This window comes from Pirellulimonas nuda (genome assembly GCF_007750855.1).
In the GTDB taxonomy this organism is placed as follows: Bacteria; Planctomycetota; Planctomycetia; order Pirellulales; family Lacipirellulaceae; genus Pirellulimonas; species Pirellulimonas nuda.
This window is the reverse complement of the sequence record NZ_CP036291.1, coordinates 6,469,854-6,490,409: the sequence shown is the minus strand read 5'-3', so window position 1 is coordinate 6,490,409 and position 20,556 is coordinate 6,469,854. Positions and strand designations below refer to the sequence as shown.

The following is a 20,556-nucleotide window of genomic DNA, read 5'->3' as shown; positions in this document are numbered from 1 at the left end:
TCCCACCGAGCCGCCAGCGAGCCGGGGCGTCCCCGCCCCCGCCCCCGGCGCGGTGCGGGTGATTCTGCCACACACGCGTCCGGCCCCCGCGCCGGGGCCGAGGACGGCCCGGCTCGCGGATAGCCCGGCCCCCTGGTCGCGTGAGGCAAGCTTTTCCGATTAAGCGGCGCCGGGCCTCTGCGGCCTCTTTTCTCAGCGTTGCGCGTGTAGCGGCCGCGCTCGGTCGTTCCTAGGTCCGGATGCGCGAATTGTAGCGCCGGCACGGTCCGCCACGGTCGAAAACGTCTGGTGAGGCGCTTACCCGCGTCTCAGCCGGGGGCCCGTAATCCCTCGGCTTGGGGCCCGCGGCGGACGCGCGCCTCTCAGCAAGAACGATCGGCCCAGAACGGCCCGCGCCGCCCCGGCCGTCGCGACCCACGACGGACTAACAGGAGAGTTCAAGGATGAAGCTCCAGTCTCAGGCTACACGCGGCGCGACGTTCGCGCTCGCAGCGATGCTCGCCCAGATGGCGGCGGCGCAGTACCCGGCCTACGGGCCCGGCGCCTACTCGCCCGCCCAGCGCCCCCAGGCGCCCGCGCAGCAGCCCTACCCACAGCCCTACTACCAGCAGCAGGCGACTCAGCCGCCGGCCTACCCGCAGGTGAACTACGGCCCCGCGCCGCGTGTCGCCTACGCCGCGCAGAACGCCGACCTGCCGACGCCGCAAGAACAAGTGCCTCAGCCGGCGCGACCGGTGAACCCAGCGCCCGCGCCGGCGATGGGCCAGCAGCCCGGTCAGCCGATGCCCGCGCCGCAGGGGGGCTACAACAGCTACCCGTCGGCCGAGGCGTACTCGCACCCGGCCGCCTACTCGGGCAGCCCCGCGCAGGGCGACTGCAACTGCAACCAAGGCGCGGCCGATTGGTCGGGCTACACCGGGGCCCCGGCCGCCGGCTGCACCACCGGGTGCAGCGGCTATGCCGGCTACCCCGACTCGGGCTGCTGCGACTACGGCGCGGGCTGCTACACCCCCACGCCGCGCCGGCAGTGGTTTGTGGGCGCCTACGGCCTGCTGCTGCAGCGCAGCAACATCGGCGACACCAAGGTGGCCACGTACGTGCCCAACACGCCGGCCGCCTACCCGTACTACCCGAACGACTCGGTCACCTACCTCTCCAGCAACGCCGCCAACCCCGGCATCCAGGGGGGGGGTGAGATCCGCTTCGGCAGCACCTTCGGTTGCGCCTCGGCCTGCGACTGCTCGGGGACCCGCCCCTTTGCTTGGGAGCTCGGCTACTGGGGCATCGCGGATCAGACCGAAACGGCCCTGATGACCGACAACTTCGGCGGCACTACGCGTATGTACGGCAACATCAACTACGCCGGCATCGAGTACGACCGCGACGGCACCGGCGGCGCCAACTACGCCTACCGCCCGGTGAATCACTACTACGACTATCAGATGCCCATCGAAGACGCGATGCCGTACCAGCCGGGTGTGAACGACATCCGCGTGCTGGCCAACCGCGTGCGTCAGTCGTTTAACGCCCAGAACGTCGAGCTCAACTTCTGGCGGTTCGGCACCCCCTCGTCCGCGGGTTGCAGCCCCAGCGCCGGCTACGGCGCCTGCACCGCGGTCTCCGACTGCGGCGGCTACGACGGGTGCGCCCCGATGTCCTGCAACACCTGCGCCCCGAAGCGCCGCTTTGTGTGCAACGGCCTGCTGGGCGTACGCTACCTGAAGCTGGACGAGAGCTTCCAGAACGCGGTGATGTTCACCGTTGACGACGGCGCCGGCGGCGTCATGCCCGCCCCCGTCGGAACCAACCCCACCGCCTACGTGGGTGGCTTCCCGCCAGACGACAACGTGCTGCTGCACGACATCGAGGTCGACAACAACATGGTCGGCTTCCAGCTTGGCTGCAGCATGAACTGGATGTGTGGGTGCCACTGGTCGGTCTTCGCGGACACCAACTTCGGCGTCTACAACAACCACATCGAGGCCTACCAACGCGTCTACACCGACGGCGGCGGCATGGTGCGGTTTGTCGGCACCGGCGGCGACGCCGCGGTCCGCTCCGACAAGGACCAAGTCGCCTTCTTGGGCGAGCTCCGCACCGGCGTCGCCTACCAGCTTAGCTGCCGGTGGCGGGCCACCGCCGCGTACCGCTTGATCGCGGTCTCCGGCATCGCCACGGCGCAGAACCAGGTGCCGAGCAACTGGATGAACCACCGCCACGTCGGCTACATCGACTCGACCGACTCGCTCTTCCTGCAAGGCCTGCAGTTGGGCGCCGAGTGCAAGTTCTAGTCGCCGGCTGCTACACGTGAAACGAACAAACCGCCCGGTCGCTCAAGCGACCGGGCGGTTTTGTTTTGTTGGATGGGTCGAGTCCACCGCGGGGGGACGCTGGCCCGTCATGGGGCTCGGTGCGAAAGGAGCCGGAGTCCCCTCGCTTCGGACCCGGCCCATCCCGCTTTCGAGCGCCGATGCCTAAACCACCACCGCCGTGAGCATGCGGAAGTCGGGGTCGTTGCGGATCGCGTCGAAGTCGTGCTCTTCGGGGATCAGGTAGCGGAACTCCGCGTCCAGCTCCAGCGCCCGCGCCAGGCACTCGATCGCGGGCCCGCGTTGCCCGGCGAGGCTCCAGTAGCAGGCCAGATTGTAGTGCAAGATCGCCTGACGCGGCTCGTGCTCCATGGCGCGCTCCAGGGCCTCGATCGCCCGCCGGAGCTGCCCGGTCCGTTTGTAACACCACCCCAGCGCGAGCCACACGTGCAGGTTGTCGCCGTCCAGGGCGGCGCTGCGTTGCAGCGGGTAGAGGGCGTCGCGGTAACGGTCCAGCTCGCGGAGCGTTTCGCCCAGCAGGTAGCAGGCCCGGGCGTCGCCGTGCACTAGTTTGCCGCGTCGCTGCAGCGCGGCCAGGGCGTGTGGCCTCATCCCCAGCTCTAGGTAACCTTCCGCTTCCAGCGTCGCTTTTTCGAGTTGTTTGGCTGCGAGTCGGACCACGTGCGGGCTCTCCAAATTGGGCGTGCGCGTTGAACATCGTCGTTGCTGCGCCCGACCCCGACGCAGCGCCTGGATTCTATCCCTACGCGGCCCGGGGCCCAAACACTCCGCCAAAAGTCGCGCCGTAAACCGGTGCGGCGCAGGCAGTAACGGCCAGAAAATCGAGTCTTCCGGAGTTGTCGGTCCTGTCGACCGGGCAAACGCCGCACCCCGCGGAGGGGTGGACACCTAGACCCGGCCCCGCCGGGGCGTGGCGTTTCCGCCACGCGCCCCCGCGGGCCGTGTGGCGAAATCGCCGCGTCGCGATCCCGCGGCCCGCCGCCTGCCAAGAGCGAAGTGCAGGCGCCGCAAGCAGTTAGCGCCGCCGGCCCGATTGCGGCGCGCGAACGGCCCCCCGCTTGCCTTGGGGGGCTGCGTGAGAAAGCTCCTGTTGATCACGATGCTGTTGTCCGCGGCGCCCGTCTCGCGGGCCCAGACCGAGCCGTCGTGGGTCCGCACCAGCCACGGCTGGGAGCGTCCCGCCTGGTTCCGCGCCGCGACGCCCCCCCCGCCGCTGCCCCACCCGTCGCTGGTGGCGGCGCTGCAACTGATGGGGTCGACCCTGGCGCTGCTGGCCTGCGCGCCGGCGGGCGCGGCCGCTACTTCAGCGACGCGGCCAGCCACGCGCCGTAGGCGGCGCCCACCGCGGTCAGCGGCGTCGCCACAACTTCTGGCACGTCGTACGGGTGAAGCCCGACGATCGTTTGCTCGACCCGACTGAACAGGTCGGACCGGCTCTTGGCCGTGACCAGCCATTCTTCGCCCGTCTCGATGGCGCCCTGCCAGTGGTAGGTGCTGCGGATCGGACCGCTGACCTGCACGCAGGCCGCCAGCCGCTGCTCGACCAATTGCACAGCGATGCGCTCGGCGACGGCGTGGTCGCCCGTGGTGGTGGTGATCAGCCAGTAGTCGTTCATCGGACGCCGCCCCTGGGAAGTCGCAATGAGGCAACCCGCCAAGCCCGCCAGCCGCGCAGCGCAGCGCGGTCGCGGAACTTGCGTTGCTTGAGTCGGTGAAGGTATTGTCGAGCCGGTTCGCTGGAGCCATCCTAAGCGATTGGCCGTCTCTGGGCCGACCCGCTCTGGTTATGCTACAGACTCGACTGAACCGTGTTCTCTCTTCTATCGCGATCTGATCGCACTTGGCGGCCCCATGGCAAACCCTCCCACGCTCCGCGGTCTTTCCATCGGCGCCGGTTACTTCGCGCAGTTCCACTTCGACGCGTGGCGGCGTGTCGACGGGGCAGAGTTGGTCGGCATTTGTGACAGCGACGCCGGCAAGGCGGCCGCGGCCGCGCAGCAGCACGGCGTGGCGGGCTCGTTCTCCGACTTCGACCAGGCGATCGACGCGCTAAAGCCCGACTTCGTAGACATCATCACGCCCCCCGATTCGCACCTCGACCTCGTGCGGCGCGCGGCCCAGCGGGGCCTGCCGATCATCTGCCAGAAGGCCCTCGCCCCCGACCTGCGGACCGCCGAGCAGGTGGTGGCCGCGGCGGCCGACGCCGGCGTGCCGCTGATGGTGCACGAGAACTTCCGCTTCCAGCCGTGGCACCGCGAGATCAAGCGACTGATGGATGGCGGCGCGGTGGGCCGGGTGCACTCCATCTCGTTCCGCACCCGCATGGGAGACGGCTGGGGCGAAGACGCCTACCTGGGCCGGCAGCCCTACTTCCGCACCATGCCCCGGCTGCTGGTGTTCGAGACGGGGGTCCACTTCATCGACACCTTCCGCTACTTGGCGGGCGAGGTCGATTCGATCTACGCCCTGCTGCGCCGGCTCAACCCGGTGATCGCCGGCGAGGACGCCGGCACGCTCACGCTGCGGATGGCCAGCGGCGCCGTCTGCACGTGGGACGCCAACCGCTTCAACGAATCGACCGACGCCAACCCGCGTCTCACCTTCGGACAGATGCTGGTAGAGGGAGACTCCGGCAGCCTGCGATTGTGGGGAGACGGCGCGATCACGCTGCAGCCTCTGGGCGAAGCAGAGCGGCCGCACGACTACACGTTTAGCACCGAGGGCTTCGCCGGCGACTGCGTCCGCGCGACACAGCAGCACTTCATCGATTGCCTGCGTTCGGGGGCGCCGTTTGAGACCGCGGGCGCCCAGTACCTCAAGTCGCTCCGCGTGGTGGAGGCCGCCTACCAGTCGTCTCTGGTGGATCGGCCGGTCCGCCCGGAGGGCCTGCCCACGACGCGCGTGATCGACCTCTCCCGCCCGATCGACAACCAGATGCCGGGCGTCGCGATCAGCCCCGCCAAGACGATCGCCAAAGAAGGTTGGAACGCCACGACGCTGTCGCTGTACTCGCACGCGGGGACGCACATCGACGCGCCGCGGCACTTCATCGACGGCGCCGCGCCGCTGGACGCCCAGGACCTGGCCGTGTGCGTCGGCCCCGCCAAGCTGATCGACCTCACGCCGGTTGAACCGGCGGAGCTGATCACCGTCGCCCGGCTGAGCGACTGGGCCGACCGCATCGAGGCGGGCGACCGGCTGCTGCTACGCACCGACTGGAGCCTGCGCTACCCGGCGCCCGAGTACCGCGACGCCCTGCCGCGGATCTCGCTGGAGCTGGCCGAGTGGCTCGTGGCCAAGCGGGTGGCGCTGGTCGGGGTGGAGCCCCCGTCGGTCGCGGACGTCAACAACATGCGGGAGCTGACCGACGTGCACCAAGCCCTGTTCCGCGGCGGCGTGACGATCGTCGAGGGGCTGGTGGGCCTCGATCGGCTCGTGGGCCACGAGTTTGAGCTCATCGCCCTGCCGCTTAAGATAGCCGGGGGCGACGGCTCCCCCATCCGCGCGGTCGCCGTGCTGCGGTCATCGTCGGACGTTTAACCACGAAGGTCACGAAGGAACACGAAGAAAAAGCGGAAGGGAGAAGCAGGGATGGCGTTTCGGCGGGGCGACCCGTCTGGGAATCGGCCGGCGACGTAGTGAACGTTGCGAACCAGTTGTCACACACCCGAGGAACGCTCAACGACGCGCCCCCTCATGCATTGCTCCGACCTGTCCGCCGATCTCTTGCTTCGTCCCCGCCGCGGCTTTGGTATTAACTTCGTGCTCCTTCGTGTTCGTTGTCGTTAACCGTTTCGTAGCTCTCTGGCGACCAGAAAAATGCCACTGCTTGGATGTATCGCAGACGACTTCACCGGCGCCACCGACCTGGGTTCGATGTTGGTGCGTGGCGGGATGCGCACCGTGCAGTGGGTTGGCGTTCCCAAGCCGCTGCCCGACTGTAACGATGTCGACGCGGTGGTGGTGTCGCTCAAGTCGCGCTCCATCGAGCCCGAAGCCGCGGTGCGGGACTCGCTCGACGCGCTCCGGGCGCTGCGGGCCGCGGGGGCCCAGCGGCTGCTGTTCAAGTACGGCTCGACCTTCGACTCGACCCCTCGGGGCAACATCGGTCCCGTGGCCGAGGCGCTGCTCGAAGCGACCGGCGCCGAGCAGACCGTCTTCTGCCCCGCGTTCCCCGAGAACGGACGCACCGTCTACCGCGGGCACTTGTTCGTGGGCGACGCGTTGCTGAGCGAGTCGGGCATGCAGAACCACCCCCTCAACCCGATGACCGACCCCAACCTGGTCCGCTGGCTCTGCCTGCAATCGCACGGCGAGGTGGGCCTGGTGCCGCTGGACGTCGTGCGGGCCGGGAGCGCGGCCATCGAGGCGCGGCTTGCCGAGCTGCGCAGCCTGGGGGTCCGGCTAGTGATCGCAGACGCGACCAGCGACGACGACCTGGACGCCTGGGCGGACGCGTTGGTCCAGGCGCCGCTGATCACCGCCGCGTCGGCGCTCGCCGCTGCGTTGGGGCAGGCCTACCGCCGCCGCGGGCTGCTGGCGGGCCACCCGGACGACGCGTCGTTCACGCCCACCGACGGCCATGCCGCGGTGCTGGCCGGAAGCTGCTCGATGGCCACGCAGCGGCAGGTCGCCGCGTGGAGCGCGGGCCGCCAGGCGCTGCGGATCGATCCACGTCGGCTCGCCCTGGGGCAGGGCGTGGTCGACGAGGCGCTCGCCTGGGCCGAGTCTCGGCTCGACGACGGCCCGCTGCTAATCTCGTCGACCGCCACGCCCCACGAGATCGAGCAGACCCGTTCGTCGCTGGGTGAGCAGGCCTCGTCGTTGGTTGAAGAAGCGATGGGCCGGCTCGCCCGCGGACTGGTCGACCTGGGCGTGCGGCGGCTGGTGGTGGCCGGGGGGGAGACCTCGGGCGCCGTGCTGCAGGCCCTCGGGGTCGCCTCGCTGCGGATCGGGCCGTCGATCGCCCCGGGCGTTCCCTGGACCCAGTCGACCAGCCAGCCCAAGCTCGACCTCGCGCTCAAGAGCGGCAACTTCGGCCAGGACGACTTCTTCGCCCGCGCGCTAAACTGCCATTAACCACGGATGACGGTAGCCACGAAGAAGCACAAAAAGGCGCAGAAAATGGACGAGGACATGAGACGAGCTAGGCAGCATTGAGCCCCAATCGTGAGCGCCCGGAGACTACGGCGCCGACAGACCCCCCAACGCCAACGCTCCCGGCGTCAGGCAGTGAACTAGGCGCTCAACTTTCTATCCGAAGTCGCGTCTTGCCTTGTGCTTCTTGTGCCGTTTTGTGGCCGCCGTCTCAGCCAACGTCGTCCGTGAAATCTGTGCTATTTGTGGTCAAAACTTCGCCTCGATCGGTCCCCCCAGCATGAATTACCGCGAACAGCGCCAAGCGATTGCCCACCACGCCAAGAGCCTGTTCGACCGCGGCTACGGCTGCGGCAGCTCGGGGAACATCAGCCTGCGTGTTGACGAGGGGATGCTGATCACGCCGACCAATAGCTGCATGGGCACGCTCGACCCGGCGAAGATCGCGCTGGTCGACCACGACGGCAAGGTGCTGGACGGAGACAAGCCCTCCAAGGAGCTGTTCTTGCACCAAGCCATGTACGGGCGACGGCCCGACGAGCGGGCGATCGTCCACCTGCACTCAACGTGGTCGGTGGCCGTTTCTTGCCTGGCGGACGTCAACCCGGACGACGTGCTGCCGGCGCTCACCGCCTACTACGTGATGCGGGTCGGCAGCCTGCCGCTGGCGCCCTACTTCCCGCCGGGGGACTTAGCGCTAGCCGAAGCGGTGGCGACGCTCGCCCAGCGGAGCCGTGCGGTGCTGCTGGCCAACCACGGGCCCGTGGTGGCCGGGGCGGGGCTCGAGCAAGCGGTCTACGCCGCCGAGGAGCTCGAAGAGACCGCCAAGCTGTTCTTGCTGCTCCGCGGCCAGCCCATCCGGCCGCTTACCGAGGCGCAGGTCGCCGACCTGCGCGTGCGGTTCCCTACGTGAAGTGGGGGCGCTAGATCTCGATCGTCATCGGCAAGAGCCCCAGGCTCTCGGGGAGGGCCGGCGCGACCATCCGGCCGTCGTGGTGGTAGGTGCGGTTGCGGCCGAGCCGCTGCGCGTCTGCCAGCGCCGCCTCGAGCCGCTGGTACACCTCCTCGAACCCGCCGCAGCCTTCCGATGCCGCGACGGCGCAAGAGACCGTGGCCTGCACCACCGGGCCGTCGGCACTGAAGCGGCCCGCCTCTACCTGTTGGCGGAAGCCGTCGATCCGCGCCAGCGCCTCTTCAGGGCTGTCGCCCGTCAGCAGCACCAGGTACCCGGCCCCCTCTTTGGAGGTGACGATCTGCTGCGGCTCTAGCGCTTCCTGCAGCAGCTCTACCAGCTTCGCCTCGAGCCGGGGGCCGCACCCGGCCGGGTGCGGGGCCGATGGGGGGTCGAACTGCAGCAGCGCCGTGGGGGGCGCTTGATCGGTTTCTTCGAGCTCGTGGGTGATCGCGTCGATCAGGGCGTCGAGCGTGGCCATTGTCGGGTGGAGCCCCGGCGTCGTCGGCTCCGGCCCGCCTGCGGCGGCTTCTAGCCGGCTAGCGCTGGCGGCAACCTCGGCCGAGAGTGTTTCGGTATCGGCCACCAGCTCGCTACGCCGCTCGGGGTCGAGCGGCTGCTCGAGCAACGCGTCGATCTTGGCCGCCTGGCGGCCGAGTTCTTCGGCGCCCGCGGCCAGGGCGTCGCGCTGCGCCTGGTCCTGACCGCCGGGGCGCCAGCCCTGCAGCCGCTGCGCGGCGTCGTCTAGGAACTCGTGGTTCGTCTTCTGCAGCTCTCCGGCCGAACGCTGGAAGTCTTCGGGCTGGTCGATCGTGGCGCGCAGGCTCGAGCCCGCCGCCTCCAGCCGCTGCCGGAACGCGTCGAGTGCCGCCTTGGCTTCTTGGGGCGACGCAGCGGTCGCCGGCGGAGCGAAGGGGGCCGGCGCCGGCGTGGCGGCGACAAACGGCGCCGCTGGTGGGGCGACCGGCGCAGCGGCCTGCGGCCGGTCGGCCAGCAGCGGCTCTGCGTCGCGGCCCTTCAGCGGCCACCCCAGGCGTGCGCCCAGGGCATAGCCGACCGCCACATTGCCCACCGCTACCGCCGCTACAAACCAGATCATGGCGTCCTACACCCTCGAAAGAGACCGGGCGCTCGATCGCGCCGTTCAATCAAGGTTAGGACACGCTCGGCGCGGCCCGCCGCGGGCGCTGGCGGGACTCTCCCGGCCGATTTGCGGGTCGTGCCGGCTAGCGCCGCTGGGGCGGTTGTGCTGCGCCGCTCTCGGAATGGGCCTGCATGGCCCGCAACGCTTCGATAAACTGCGGCGAAAGGTTCCGCAGCCTGAAGACCTCGGTGGTCGCCCCGGGGGTCGAAGGGTGGACGACACACACCACCTCGGCGTCGGCAGCCGTTCTGGCCAGCTCGGCCAGGGCGCCCTGCTCTCGCGGGCTGAGGCCGGAGAGTTGGGCCATCGGGGATTGTGCCATCGCAGGTTGGGCCGCCGCCGGGGCGATCGGCGCCAGCGGGGCCGGGTTGTCCCAGCCCTGGTCGGCGCCGGCATCCTGACCGCGGACGACGGGCGCCGCGGGCCCGGGTACCGGCTCGAGGCCGGGGCCGACCCCAATGGGGTTCGGGTTGGAAGCAAGTCGGATGGGCGAGTCGCGGTACACGGCGCTGAGGTTCTGGGCGTCGAGCTCGGCGTGCACCTCGGCGACGCCGACGTACAGCCCCTCGTTCTTGTCGACATCGGCGCCAAAGCAAACGCCGACCAGCTCGCCATCGCGATTAAACAACCCGCCGCCGCTACGCCCAACGACCGGCGCCCCGGTGCCGACTACACACTCGGCGCCGTCGCAGCGGGCGAGTTCTACTACCTGGCCGGTCCGCAGGCTCGGGTCGGCGCCGTGGTCGCAGCCGACCGAGCGCAGGGCTTCGCCCGGCGACGTAGCGGGGCCGCGGGACGCCATGCGGGCCGTAACCAGCGGGCGGGCCGACCGGATCGCGATCAGGGCCAGGTCTTTCTCAAAGTTGGTGCGGACCACCACCGCCGAAACGCGGTCGACCACCTGCGGCGTCCCCTGCGAGGCGTCGTAGATCTCTACGGTCACCTTGGCCCGGTCGCCCAGGGGCTGCTTGTTCTTGTCGCGGAACAGATGCCCGCAGGTCAGCACCAGCGCTTCGCCCTGGCGGGCGTCGATGATGGTGCCGGTGCCGAAGGCGTGCCCCTCGGGGTCGTCGACGCGGATCCGCACCGAGGCCGACACCAGAGAGGCCTCGCCGCTCGAGAGCGACGCGGCGGGCGGGCCCTGCTCGCCGGCCGGCCGGCTGTTCGAGGCGAACGTCGCCTGCACCCGATCGTTGCGCGGCGTGCTTTGCTCCTGTGCGGGCGCCCGCGGCGAGGACGCCGTGGCGAGCAGGCCGCGGAGTTTTTCGTAGCTGGTGAAGCCGACGATCCGGCCCGTTTCCTTGCCGTCGACCAGCATCACGAAGGTCGGGTAGCTGCGGACGCCCAGCTGGGAGGCGATCTGCGAATCGCGCGAGGCGTCGACCTTCTCGATCGGGGCGCCCTCGGCCTTGAGCCGCTCGACCACGGGGTCCATCTGCCGGCAGTAGGTGCAGTTGACGGTGCCGACATCCAGCAGAACGGTCTGGCCAACACTCACGGGGGCGGCGGCCAACAGCAACAGCAACGAGGCCGGGGCCAAGAGGAAGAGTTTCTGCATGCGGAACATCCCTGTTCCCTCCATAGGTCACGCGTGCGGGGCGGGCGGTTCGGGACCTTCGCTGCATCCTTGCGGGCGAAGGAACTGCGTGCCGCGGCGGGCACTTTGCCCCTTTTGCGTAAATGTTACAAGACCATTGCCGCGGGAAAACCTGACTGATGGCGGTGCTGGCGCCTCGATTCTCCTGGTTTTTGAGAGGTTGACTCAAGCCGTGGATTACCGAACTGGGCGGTCGCTGGCGTTGTCCTGTGGCGAAGCACACCGCGTGCCGATGCGGGTCGCGGGGGGGCAGGCGGGCCGGTAGACTTGCGTTTTCTTGAACCTCGCCGGGGGCGGGGACGCCCCGGCTCACACGCGAGCCGCTTGTGAGCCGGACCGTCCCCGGTCCCGGCGCAACTGAGTACTCCCACTTCCCACAGTGACTATGCCCCGCCGCCTGCTCGTCACCTCCGCCCTGCCGTACGCCAACGGGCAGATCCACATCGGGCACCTGGTGGAGTACCTGATGACCGATATCTGGGTCCGCTTCCAGCGGCTCCGCGGTCACGAGTGCTTGTACGTGTGCGCGGACGACACCCACGGCACGGCGATCATGATCCGCGCCCGGCAGGAGGGCCGCAGCGAGGAGGCGCTCATCGAGGACATGCAGCGCCAGCACGAGCGCGACTTCGACGACTTCGGCATCGTGTTCGACAACTACGGCAGCACCAACAGCGAAGAGAACCGCCAGCTCTGCCACGTGCTGTGGAAGGCCATCCGTGCCGCGGGGCTGGTGAAAGAGAAGGAGATCGAGCAGCTCTACGACCCGCAGGCGGGCACGTTCCTGGCCGACCGGTTTGTGAAGGGGTCGTGCCCCAAGTGCAAATCGCCCGATCAGTACGGCGACAACTGCGACAAGTGCGGCAGCACCTACTCGCCGGCAGAGCTCATCGACCCCCGCAGCACGCTCAGCGGCGCCGTTCCCGAGACACGCAAGGCGCTCCACCTGTTCATCGAGCTCGAGAAGCTGCACGGCATGCTGGACGAGTGGACACAAACGTCCGGCGCGTTGCAACCGGAGGTCGCCAACTACCTCAAGGGGCACTTCCTGGGAGACGCCCTGCGGGACTGGGATATCAGCCGCCCGGCGCCCTACTTCGGGTTCGAGATCGCGGACTCGCCGGGCAACTACTGGTACGTGTGGTTCGACGCCCCCATCGGTTATATGGCCAGCACCCAGCAATGGTGCGACGCCAACGACGGAAAGCTTAACGACTGGTGGCCCAAGGCCGACGCTCCAGCAAACGACGGCCGCGAGGTGCACCACTTCATCGGCAAAGACATCACCTACTTCCACACGCTGTTCTGGCCCGGCATGCTGCACGCCGCCGGATACCGCCTGCCGACTAAGGTTCACATCCACGGGTTCTTGACCGTCGACGGCGAGAAGATGTCCAAGAGCAAGGGGACGTTCGTCTCTGCACGGACCTACCTCGACCACCTCGACCCCGCCTACCTGCGGTACTTCTACGCGTCGAAGCTCTCCAGCAAGGTCGACGACCTCGACCTGTCGTTGGAGGAGTTCATCGCCAAGGTGAACACCGACCTCGTCAACAAAGTGGTCAACCTGGCGAGCCGCTCGGCGAAGTTTGCGGAGAAGACGGGACTCAGCAAGACTTACCCAGACGACGGCGGACTATTCGCCGCGGGCGCCGCGCTCAGCGAAGAGATCGCCGCAGCGTACGAGGCGTGCGATTACGGCCGCGCGATGCGGCTGGTGATGCAGCTCGCTGATCGGGCCAACCCGTACGTCGAAGAGGCCAAGCCGTGGGAGCTGCGGAAGGACGCCGCCGAGGCGCAGCGGCTGCAAGACGTCTGCACCGTCGCGCTCAACCTGTTCCGGCAGATCGTGGTCTACCTGGCGCCGGTGCTTCCGAAGCTGGCCGAGCAGACCGGCGAGCTGCTGGGCGACCCGATCACCGGCTGGGACCAGGCGCAAGAGCCGCTGGTCGGCACGCCCGTCAACAAATTTCAACACATGCTCCAACGAGTCGAACCCGCCAAGGTGAACGCGATGATCGAAGACAGCAAACCAGCAGAGCAGGAAGCGACGGACGCCCCGATCGGCGCCGCATTGACGCAGTTCAGTGATGGACCCGAGCCCCTCGCAGCCGAGCCCCTGGCCGACGAGTGCACCTACGAAGACTTCACCAAGGTCGACTTGCGCGTCGCCCGCGTGGTTGCGGCCGAGCAGGTGCCGGAGGCCCGCAAGCTGCTGAAGCTGACCCTGAGCCTCGGCGGGGACCAGACGCGGCAGGTGTTCGCCGGCATCAAGGCGGCCTACGAGCCCGAGACGCTCGTGGGGCGGCTGGTGGTGATGGCCGCCAACCTAGCGCCGCGGCAGATGAAGTTCGGCCTGAGCGAAGGGATGGTGGTCGCCAGCGGCCCGGGTGGTGAAGAGGTATTCCTGCTGTCGCCCGATGAGGGGGCCAAGCCGGGGCAGCGCGTGCATTGAGGCGCCGGGTTGTGCAACCGATCGGACGGGGGTGATATAATCAAACCATGATCGAATCGACGCCACAGTCTGATTTTTTCGACGCGGCCCTGCTGCCGCTCGGCGATACGGGTCTGCCCAGGCCCTCGTGTGAGATCGCTGCGCTTTGGCCGAATCAAGGCGAGTGGAGCGAGGCGCAGTACCTCAGCGTCGCCCTCGATACAAACCATCTTGTCGAGCTGGTGGACGGGCATATCGAGGTGCTGCCAATGCCGAAGCGAGTTCATCAGCTCATCGTCCAATGGATGTTTCAGCCGCTGGACCGACATGTTCGGACCCACGCATTGGGCGTTGTGGTTGTTGCCGCATTCAGCGTGCGTCTTCGGAATCGCACGTTCCGCGAGCCGGACATTGTGTTCATGCTGGAAGAAAATCGCGGCCGGATCAGCGAAGACTACTTCGAGGGCGCCGACCTAGCGATCGAGGTTGTCAGCCCCGACCCCAAGAGCCGCAATCGCGACTACGTAGAGAAACTCTCCGACTACGCCCGCGCCGGCGTGAGCGAGTACTGGATTGTGGATCCCGAGGAGCAGAAGATCACGGTGCTGACGCTGGCCGAGGGCGCCGAGGCTTATGCAGAACTCGGAGTGTTCACCTCAGGTCAGTCGGCCGGGTCGAAGTTGCTTGATGGCTTTTCGGTTCAAGTTCAAGATGTGTTCACGGCGGCACAACCCTAGCCCGCCGACCGGATCAATAGCGATACGATGAGCATTCTCCCCACGGCCAGTCCGAACGCGCTAGAACCCGTGTGGGAGCTGGCGACGATGTACCCGTATCAGGGCCAGTGGAGCGAAGACGCCTACCTGGACCTCACCGAAGGCGCCAACCGGCTCATCGAGTTCAGCGACGGCAAGTTGGAGTTCCTGGCGATGCCCACCGAGGACCATCAAGACATCTTGCTGTACCTTCTCGACCAGCTCCGGGCGTTCGTCGCGGCCGGTGACCTCGGCAAAGTATCCTTTGCCGGCCTGCGGGTCCGGCTGAGGCCGGGCCAGGTCCGCGAGCCGGACATCGTGTTCCTGTGCAAACAGAATTTCGACAAGCGCGGCGCACGCGTGTGGGACGCCGCCGACTTGGCTGTGGAGATCGTCAGCGACGACGACCAAAGCCGTCAGCGGGACTACGACCAGAAGCTGCGTGACTACGCCGCGGCCGGGGTATCGGAATACTGGATCGTTGATCCCAGGGACAAGAAGATCTCTGTGTTCGTGCTGCCCGAAGGGAGCAACGCCTATGTGGAATATGGCGTGTTCACGCCCGGGCAAGCTGCCTCTTCGAAGCTCCTCGCCGGCCTGCTTGTAGACGTCCAGGCCGCGCTGGACGCTGGGAAGGTGTAGTGCCGAAGCCCCCGTAGCTACTCCGCGGCGTGCTCGCGAAGCTCTTCCAGCGTCGCGAACTCCAGCATCGACATGTGGGTCGCCTCGAGCACCACCTGGGGCGCCATCCCCGCGTCGTAGGCCTGCTTCCAGCGCTCGGCGCACACACACCACTGGTCGCCCGGCTTCAGGCCGGGGAACTGGTACTCGGGCATCGGCGTCGACAGGTCGTTGCCGGACTGCTTGCTGTAGCGCAAGAACTCGGCCGTGACCCGGCAGCAGACCAGGTGCAGCCCCTGATCGCTGGGGCCGGTGTTGCAGCAGCCGTCGCGGTAGAAGCCGGTCATCGGCCGCGTGCCGCACGTCTGCAGCTCTTCTCCCAGCACGTTCTTGGCGCGGCGGACGGTTTCGGAGCTCATGGCGGGGCCTTGGTTGCGGCAGGGTGGGGGGCTTCTGGTTTGTAGCGCACGAAGCCGCCGTCGTCAAACCGCACCCGGTAGGGACCGACCCGCGGGTCCGCCACGTAGTAGTCGGTGCTGATGACCTGGGCGCCGCTCTCCACCGCGGCCACGAAGCGGCGGGTGTCGTTCTTCCGCGCCTCGACGGTTTCGGCGTCGGCCCGTGTCCGCACCAGGTAGCCGCGGGCGACCAGGTCGCGGATGCGGGCGCCGTCCTTGATCGGGTTGTTGACGATGTGGAAGGCCGCCTCCGGCGAGCCCGCCGGTGAATTGGTGAACAGCACCCTCCCCCGCAGCGAGGGATGCCCCGCGATGTACGCGTCGCGCTTCGCGCCCCCCTCGTCCAGCACGAACAAGAACCGGCCCGCCGCACGCTCGACGGTCGGCCAGCCCCCATCCAGCACGGCCGACTCAAGGGAGTCGGCGTCTCCGCGGACGAAGTCGGGGGTGAGCAGCCGATGGTCGCCCAGGCCGGCGCGGAGCTCGGCGTCGAGGCGGTCGAGGGCCCCGGCGTCGATCTTGGGCGGCGTCGCGGCGCCCGGCAGCGGCGCCCGCTGGTCGCTCACGTTCATCGTCACCACCACCGGCAGGTGCCCCGGGTTGGCGGCGGACCACGCCTTAAACTGCGCCAGGGCGAGCGCCAGCGTTGGACAGTTTGAACGGAAGTCGATGTCGGGAACGTGCAGCACCTTGTAGCCGGGGCGGAGCATTACCCCCTGGGGGTCGAACGGGGCGTGCTGGGCGCCGGCCGAACGCATGAGCTCGATCCCCGCCGGCTTGGCGAACACGCCCCCCTGCGGGTCGTGGTAGACGTCGATCTCAAACGCCCGCAGCCCCAGTTCAAGCTGCTCCGGCAGCGGGGCGTGCGCGTAGTCGAGCCGCCAGGCGTCGGCGCTGAAGGTCGCCATCGTCCGCAGCAGCGGCGGGTCGATCGGCGCCTTGAACGAGTTGTGGCTGCCGATGAGCTGCACGCGGTCGAGCGTGACGGGCGCCTCCGCGCAGGCCGCCAGCGGGGCCAGCAGCGCGACAATGGCTAAACCTCTCGCAGAGGCGCGGAGGCGCGGAGGGAGGGGCAGGCAAGAGAGAAAGACCAATGACCAAGCCTTGATGACAGAGAGCTTTAGTGAATTGTCGGTTGAGGCTTTCTCGTCGTTTGCGTCTGGGCGCCTCTGCGAGAGCCTTCTTGACGGCGCACAAAGAAAGCGGGGCCCGAACTTCGGGCCCCGCTTGGTAGGACTTCTCAACCACGCATGGGTTACGCGTCGGCCTGTTCCAACTGCTTCCGCGGGCTCCTGGGCGCCGCGGTTTGCAGGTGCATCACGCGGCGGTCGCTCTTGAACGGGACGCCGTTGACCACCGTGCCGATCATCCGGATGCCGACGCTGCGGAGCAGCTCGGCCGCCTGATGGATCTTGGGGACAGACGTCTGGTCGCGGAGCACCGACAGGATGGCGCCGTCGCAGTGCTGACCGAACAGCAGGGCGTCGGACAGCCCGATCACCGGGGCGCCGTCGATGATGATAAAGTCGTAGTCGCCGCGGAGCTTCTCGATAATCGGCTGCACCTGGTCGGTGGCCAACGCGTGCACCGCGTCAACGTCGCAGTACCCGCCGGTCAGCAGCCACAGCCCCTCGGCGTTGGTGGCGCGGACCACGTCGGAGACGTCCACCTCGGCCCGCAGCACCTCGCACAATCCGTCTTCCAACGGCACGTCGAACAGCGTGTGCAGCGACGGGCTGCGGACGTCGCCGTCGATCAACAACGTCCGCCGGCCGGCGCGAGACAGGCTCACGGCCAACTGGCTGGCGACGGTGGTGCGTCCCTCCAGGGTCGCCGGGCTGGTGACCAGCACGATCTGTCGCCGCTTGGTGGTCGACTCGTGCATCAGCGCGGTCCGCACGCTGTCGATCGATTCTTGCAACTGAGCCAGGATCGGGCTGCTGCTCGAAAGCACCTTGCGTCCGGACAGCGACGGCAGCGTGCCGATGACGCGGATGCCGAGGCCCTCTTCTACCTGGTCGGGGTCGTTCAGCTTCCGGCCGGAGAACTCTGCGTAGGCGATCCCCAGGGCGGTCAGCAGGAAGGCGCCGATGCCGCCGACGGTCGAAATGGCGGTTCGTTCGTAGAAGTTGATGTTGTCGGTCGTCTCCGGCGGGGCGTTGGGGTCGCCGCCAAGCGGGGTGATGCGGTCCGGGGCCTCGGCCTCGATGTCCCAACGTTCGATCCGGTCGACCACGCTCTGCTGCACGAGCTGAAGCTGCTCAACCTCGCTCGCACGCATCGCCAACTCGGCGTCCTTCTCGCCCAGCACCTCGACCTCTTCCTTAAGCTTGGCGATGACTTCTTCGGCCTGCTTGATCTGCTGGCCGTAGTTCTGCAGCGCGATCTGGAACCGCACGGTCGCTTGCTTGAGGTACGGGTCGGGTTCGGTCTGCTTGCGCGTCATGAACTGCTGCTTCATCTGGCTGCGGGTCTGGGCGATCTCGTTCTGGATCGAGTTCCGCTTCTTTTCCAGGGAACGCAGTTGCGGAGAGTCGCCGTGCTTGGTGGTGGAGCGGACCTCGCGGATCTGCATGTCGTACATCATCACCATCTGCTGCATGTTGGCGATCGACGGGTCCTGCGCCAGCGCCTCGTCCACCTGCGCTTCGAGGTACGCGGGGTCGTTCACCATCGTCTGGATCAGGCTGAACTCTGCCCGGGCCTCGGCCAGGGCGCCTTCGGCCTGCGACTTTTTCGTTTGCGCGTCCTTGATGTCGGTCATCAGCATCTGCGTGCGGGGGTCGAACACCAAGGCGTCCGTCGAGCCCCGGTCCTGCTGCAACGCCAGCAGCGACTCGCTCTTGCGGCGGATCTCGGCGTCGAGCTTCGTGGCGGCCTGCTGAAGGATGGTGCGGGGCAGAAGCCGTTTCTGCTTGGCGCGGTACACAACTTCTTCGTAGTACGCCCGGCTGACCGCCTGGGCCAGCACGGCGAGGTCTTCTTTGGGTTCGCTGCCCGTGAGGCGGATCTCCAACACTTCGGAGTCGCCCGGGAACTGGGCCGTGAGGCGCTCCAACAGCCACTCGGGGCGGTCTTCTTCGGGCTCCGCGGCCACCGACTTCAGCGCCCGGACGGCCGGGTCCTTCAGGACGGCGTTGATCACAAACGGGCTGCGGATCTGCACGACCTGCGTCTTGCGGTAGATCTCGAAGTCACGGGACTCGTTGCCCATGTCTCCCCCCATGACCTCCTGGTTCTCGCTCGACACGAGGTACTGCACGGTGGCCGTGGACGATTCGGGGAACGCGATCCAGAGCCCGGCGGCCGAGGCGGCGCCCAGCAGCAGGCCCATGCAGGTCGCTAGCAACCAGCGGCGCCGCAACGCGTGGAACAGCCCGCTGCGGTCCATGCCGCCGCGGATGACGTCGGTCGGTCGGGGGCCCATCGGCATCTGCGCCAGCGGCCCCCCGACCGGCATGCCGGCGGTGAGGGGAGCGAGCGCGCCCCCGATGGGGGGACGCGGCGGAATTGAGTCGTCGCTTGGCATGGGATCGTAGTGTGTGTGGTTGCCGTCGTGTTGAGACATCGGGCGTTCTTCTCCTCGTGAAAGACCCCAGGCCGGGGCGACTGGACAACTAAGCGGGCCTACGTCGGTGCGGTACTGCGTCCTTGCCTGGACTAGCAACCGGCGGGCCAACCGCGATTTGCCCCCTGCGGAGCGTGGCTAACTCTATACACAACAGTCGCTTAGGTCTGGCCGACCGGTCCGCACCGCGGCCGGCCAGCGTTCGCCTTTTTCAACAATGATGCAAACGATCAACACGCCGACGTCGTGCCGGCGTACGCGCCGTGGGCACACGGCCTTACTGGATCGGGGCCATGGGTCGGGCCGACATCCCCGCAGGCTTGAGTTCCACGGTTTCTTCTGGCACCGACAGCTTCGACAAGATTGCAAGCTCTAAGTAGATAAGTCCTACCGCCGCGATGGGCATCGCCAGCCCCATCCAGTCGTGGGCGATCTGGTCGATCCATTCGGCCATTTCGGGGGAGATGGCCTCGCCGGTGTTCTTCACCGCGATAAAGATCAGGCCGGTCACGACGATTCTCGCGACGTTAACGATAAACGCGATCGGCAGCGCGCTGAGCAGCACGATGAGCCGGTCCCACCAGGGGCGTTCGATGAAGAACACCATGGCGACCGCCATGGCCGAGAGGATGGTGGCCATCCGCAGGCCGCTACAGACCTCGGCGACCTCCATCAGGTCCTCACCCTGGTACTTGATCTGATTGCCGACACGCAGCACCCCGGTCCCCAGCACCTGCAACACGACGGCGCTGATCTTTGCGGCCCACTCCTGCAGCGAGACGAGCAGCCTGAGCTCCACGACGGTGGGGAGCGGGTACATAAAGAACAAGAACAGCACCGGAAGCCACGCCCACGACAGCATGCGCCACCCGCCGGACAGCACCACGGCGCCGAGCAGCGCTAGCAGGAAACTGTAGCGGTCAAGCGGCTCCATGTTGTAGGTGGCCGCAAAAATCCGGACCAGCAGCGCCACGCAGATCATCCCGGCGCCGGCCCACACCTCGCTGGCAGTGGCGGGCACGAGGCCCTTGCGGCGGACCCAGAACAACGCCCCCGCGAGCACCGGGATGATGTACCCGTGCGAGTACATGTCGTTCGACCAGGTGCCGGCCGTGGTGACCAGCATTTCTAGGTAGACAAACAGGAGCACGACCACCGCGACGGCGAAGGTGATCAGAACCTGCTTCTGCTTCGGGTCGGCGGGGTTGAAGTCAACGGGCTCGCCGACGCCGGCATGCCCGCGGGCCCCGAGCGGCGAAAGTCCGACTTGTGATATCGATGCTGGCATGAAGTTAACAGGACGCCGAGTAGGGGAGATTGGACAGGCAGTTGCTTCGGGCGCCCGGAGAAAACAGCCGGACGCCTTGGGGTCGTTACTTGAACCGGCCGTTGACCGGCCCACCGCGTCCATTCGGCGTGAGAGGTCGCCCGCACAGGGTTGGCCGAAACTCTGCCCAACCGCCGCGCGACCTGCGATACCATCGAAGATACGCGTGGTCGTTTTTTCTGTCAAACAGACGCACGCGCCGGCGGCGCGCGCTGCGACCGCCTGTAAACCTTGGTTGACAAAAGGTTTAGGCCGACTGACCGCTAGCCATGC

16 protein-coding genes are annotated in these 20,556 nt (G+C 67.8%); 7 read left to right on the top strand and 9 right to left on the bottom strand.

Annotated elements, in window-relative coordinates; translation table 11 throughout:
* The first annotated feature begins 443 nt into the window (after positions 1–443).
* Positions 444–2,291, top strand: a complete 1,848-nt coding sequence (locus Pla175_RS25210) for a BBP7 family outer membrane beta-barrel protein (protein WP_145291843.1) — start codon at positions 444–446, stop codon at positions 2,289–2,291.
* A gap of 183 nt (positions 2,292–2,474) precedes the next feature.
* On the opposite strand, the gene Pla175_RS25205 is transcribed toward Pla175_RS25210, so the two are convergent.
* The 3 genes from Pla175_RS25205 to cutA form a co-directional block, all read right to left on the bottom strand.
* Positions 2,475–2,990, bottom strand: coding sequence for a TPR end-of-group domain-containing protein (locus Pla175_RS25205; protein ID WP_145291842.1), 516 nt, complete (start codon positions 2,988–2,990; stop codon positions 2,475–2,477).
* Positions 2,991–3,218: 228 nt separating this feature from the next.
* Entirely contained in the window at positions 3,219–3,653 is a 435-nt protein-coding gene (locus Pla175_RS25200) for a hypothetical protein (RefSeq protein WP_145291841.1), read from the bottom strand.
* The gene (cutA, locus tag Pla175_RS25195; RefSeq protein ID WP_145291840.1) at positions 3,629–3,946 is read right to left on the bottom strand and encodes a divalent-cation tolerance protein CutA; all 318 of its coding nucleotides are present in this window, start codon (positions 3,944–3,946) and stop codon (positions 3,629–3,631) included. The genes Pla175_RS25200 and cutA overlap by 25 nt, the downstream gene beginning before the upstream one ends.
* Before the next feature lie 235 nt (positions 3,947–4,181).
* Between cutA and Pla175_RS26915 the strand changes: the two genes are divergently transcribed.
* The 3 genes from Pla175_RS26915 to otnC all read left to right on the top strand — a co-directional run bounded on the left by Pla175_RS26915 (position 4,182) and on the right by otnC (position 8,340).
* Positions 4,182–5,870: a cyclase family protein gene (locus Pla175_RS26915; RefSeq protein WP_315851501.1), complete on the top strand. Its 1,689-nt coding sequence runs from the start codon at positions 4,182–4,184 to the stop codon at positions 5,868–5,870.
* A 279-nt stretch (positions 5,871–6,149) separates the two neighbouring features.
* A complete protein-coding gene (gene otnK, locus Pla175_RS25180) occupies positions 6,150–7,409 on the top strand; it encodes a 3-oxo-tetronate kinase (RefSeq protein ID WP_145291839.1) in 1,260 nt (419 codons plus the stop codon).
* Positions 7,410–7,707: 298 nt separating this feature from the next.
* Positions 7,708–8,340, top strand: a complete 633-nt coding sequence (gene otnC, locus Pla175_RS25175) for a 3-oxo-tetronate 4-phosphate decarboxylase (protein ID WP_145291838.1) — start codon at positions 7,708–7,710, stop codon at positions 8,338–8,340.
* 10 nt (positions 8,341–8,350) lie between these two features.
* Here otnC and Pla175_RS25170 read toward each other — a convergent pair whose 3' ends face one another.
* Together Pla175_RS25170 and Pla175_RS25165 are read right to left on the bottom strand one after the other, a co-directional pair.
* A complete protein-coding gene (locus Pla175_RS25170; RefSeq protein WP_145291837.1) occupies positions 8,351–9,478 on the bottom strand; it encodes a hypothetical protein in 1,128 nt (375 codons plus the stop codon).
* A gap of 127 nt (positions 9,479–9,605) precedes the next feature.
* Positions 9,606–11,090, bottom strand: a complete 1,485-nt coding sequence (locus Pla175_RS25165; RefSeq protein WP_197527150.1) for a trypsin-like peptidase domain-containing protein — start codon at positions 11,088–11,090, stop codon at positions 9,606–9,608.
* A 415-nt stretch (positions 11,091–11,505) separates the two neighbouring features.
* On the opposite strand from Pla175_RS25165, the gene metG reads away from it, so the two are divergent.
* Genes metG through Pla175_RS25150 form a run of 3 tightly spaced genes read left to right on the top strand, consistent with a single transcriptional unit; the run spans position 11,506 to position 14,951 of the window.
* Entirely contained in the window at positions 11,506–13,575 is a 2,070-nt protein-coding gene (metG, locus tag Pla175_RS25160; protein ID WP_145291835.1) for a methionine--tRNA ligase, read from the top strand.
* 47 nt (positions 13,576–13,622) lie between these two features.
* Positions 13,623–14,291, top strand: a complete 669-nt coding sequence (locus Pla175_RS25155) for a Uma2 family endonuclease (protein WP_145291834.1) — start codon at positions 13,623–13,625, stop codon at positions 14,289–14,291.
* Positions 14,292–14,318: 27 nt separating this feature from the next.
* Complete coding sequence (locus tag Pla175_RS25150; RefSeq protein ID WP_145291833.1) at positions 14,319–14,951, top strand: Uma2 family endonuclease; 633 nt, start codon at positions 14,319–14,321, stop codon at positions 14,949–14,951.
* A gap of 17 nt (positions 14,952–14,968) precedes the next feature.
* Here Pla175_RS25150 and Pla175_RS25145 read toward each other — a convergent pair whose 3' ends face one another.
* The 4 genes from Pla175_RS25145 to xrt all read right to left on the bottom strand — a co-directional run bounded on the left by Pla175_RS25145 (position 14,969) and on the right by xrt (position 20,244).
* Positions 14,969–15,349, bottom strand: a complete 381-nt coding sequence (locus tag Pla175_RS25145) for a DUF2237 family protein (protein ID WP_145291832.1) — start codon at positions 15,347–15,349, stop codon at positions 14,969–14,971.
* Positions 15,346–16,482, bottom strand: a complete 1,137-nt coding sequence (locus tag Pla175_RS25140; RefSeq protein ID WP_197527149.1) for a phosphatidylinositol-specific phospholipase C1-like protein — start codon at positions 16,480–16,482, stop codon at positions 15,346–15,348. Before Pla175_RS25140 ends, Pla175_RS25145 begins: the two co-directional genes overlap by 4 nt.
* A 161-nt stretch (positions 16,483–16,643) precedes the next feature.
* The gene (locus tag Pla175_RS25135; RefSeq protein ID WP_145291830.1) at positions 16,644–18,956 is read right to left on the bottom strand and encodes a polysaccharide biosynthesis tyrosine autokinase; all 2,313 of its coding nucleotides are present in this window, start codon (positions 18,954–18,956) and stop codon (positions 16,644–16,646) included.
* Between the two features lie 277 nt (positions 18,957–19,233).
* On the bottom strand, positions 19,234–20,244 hold the full coding sequence (xrt, locus tag Pla175_RS25130; RefSeq protein WP_197527148.1) for an exosortase: 1,011 nt from the start codon (positions 20,242–20,244) through the stop codon (positions 19,234–19,236).
* Positions 20,245–20,556: the final 312 nt, after the last annotated feature.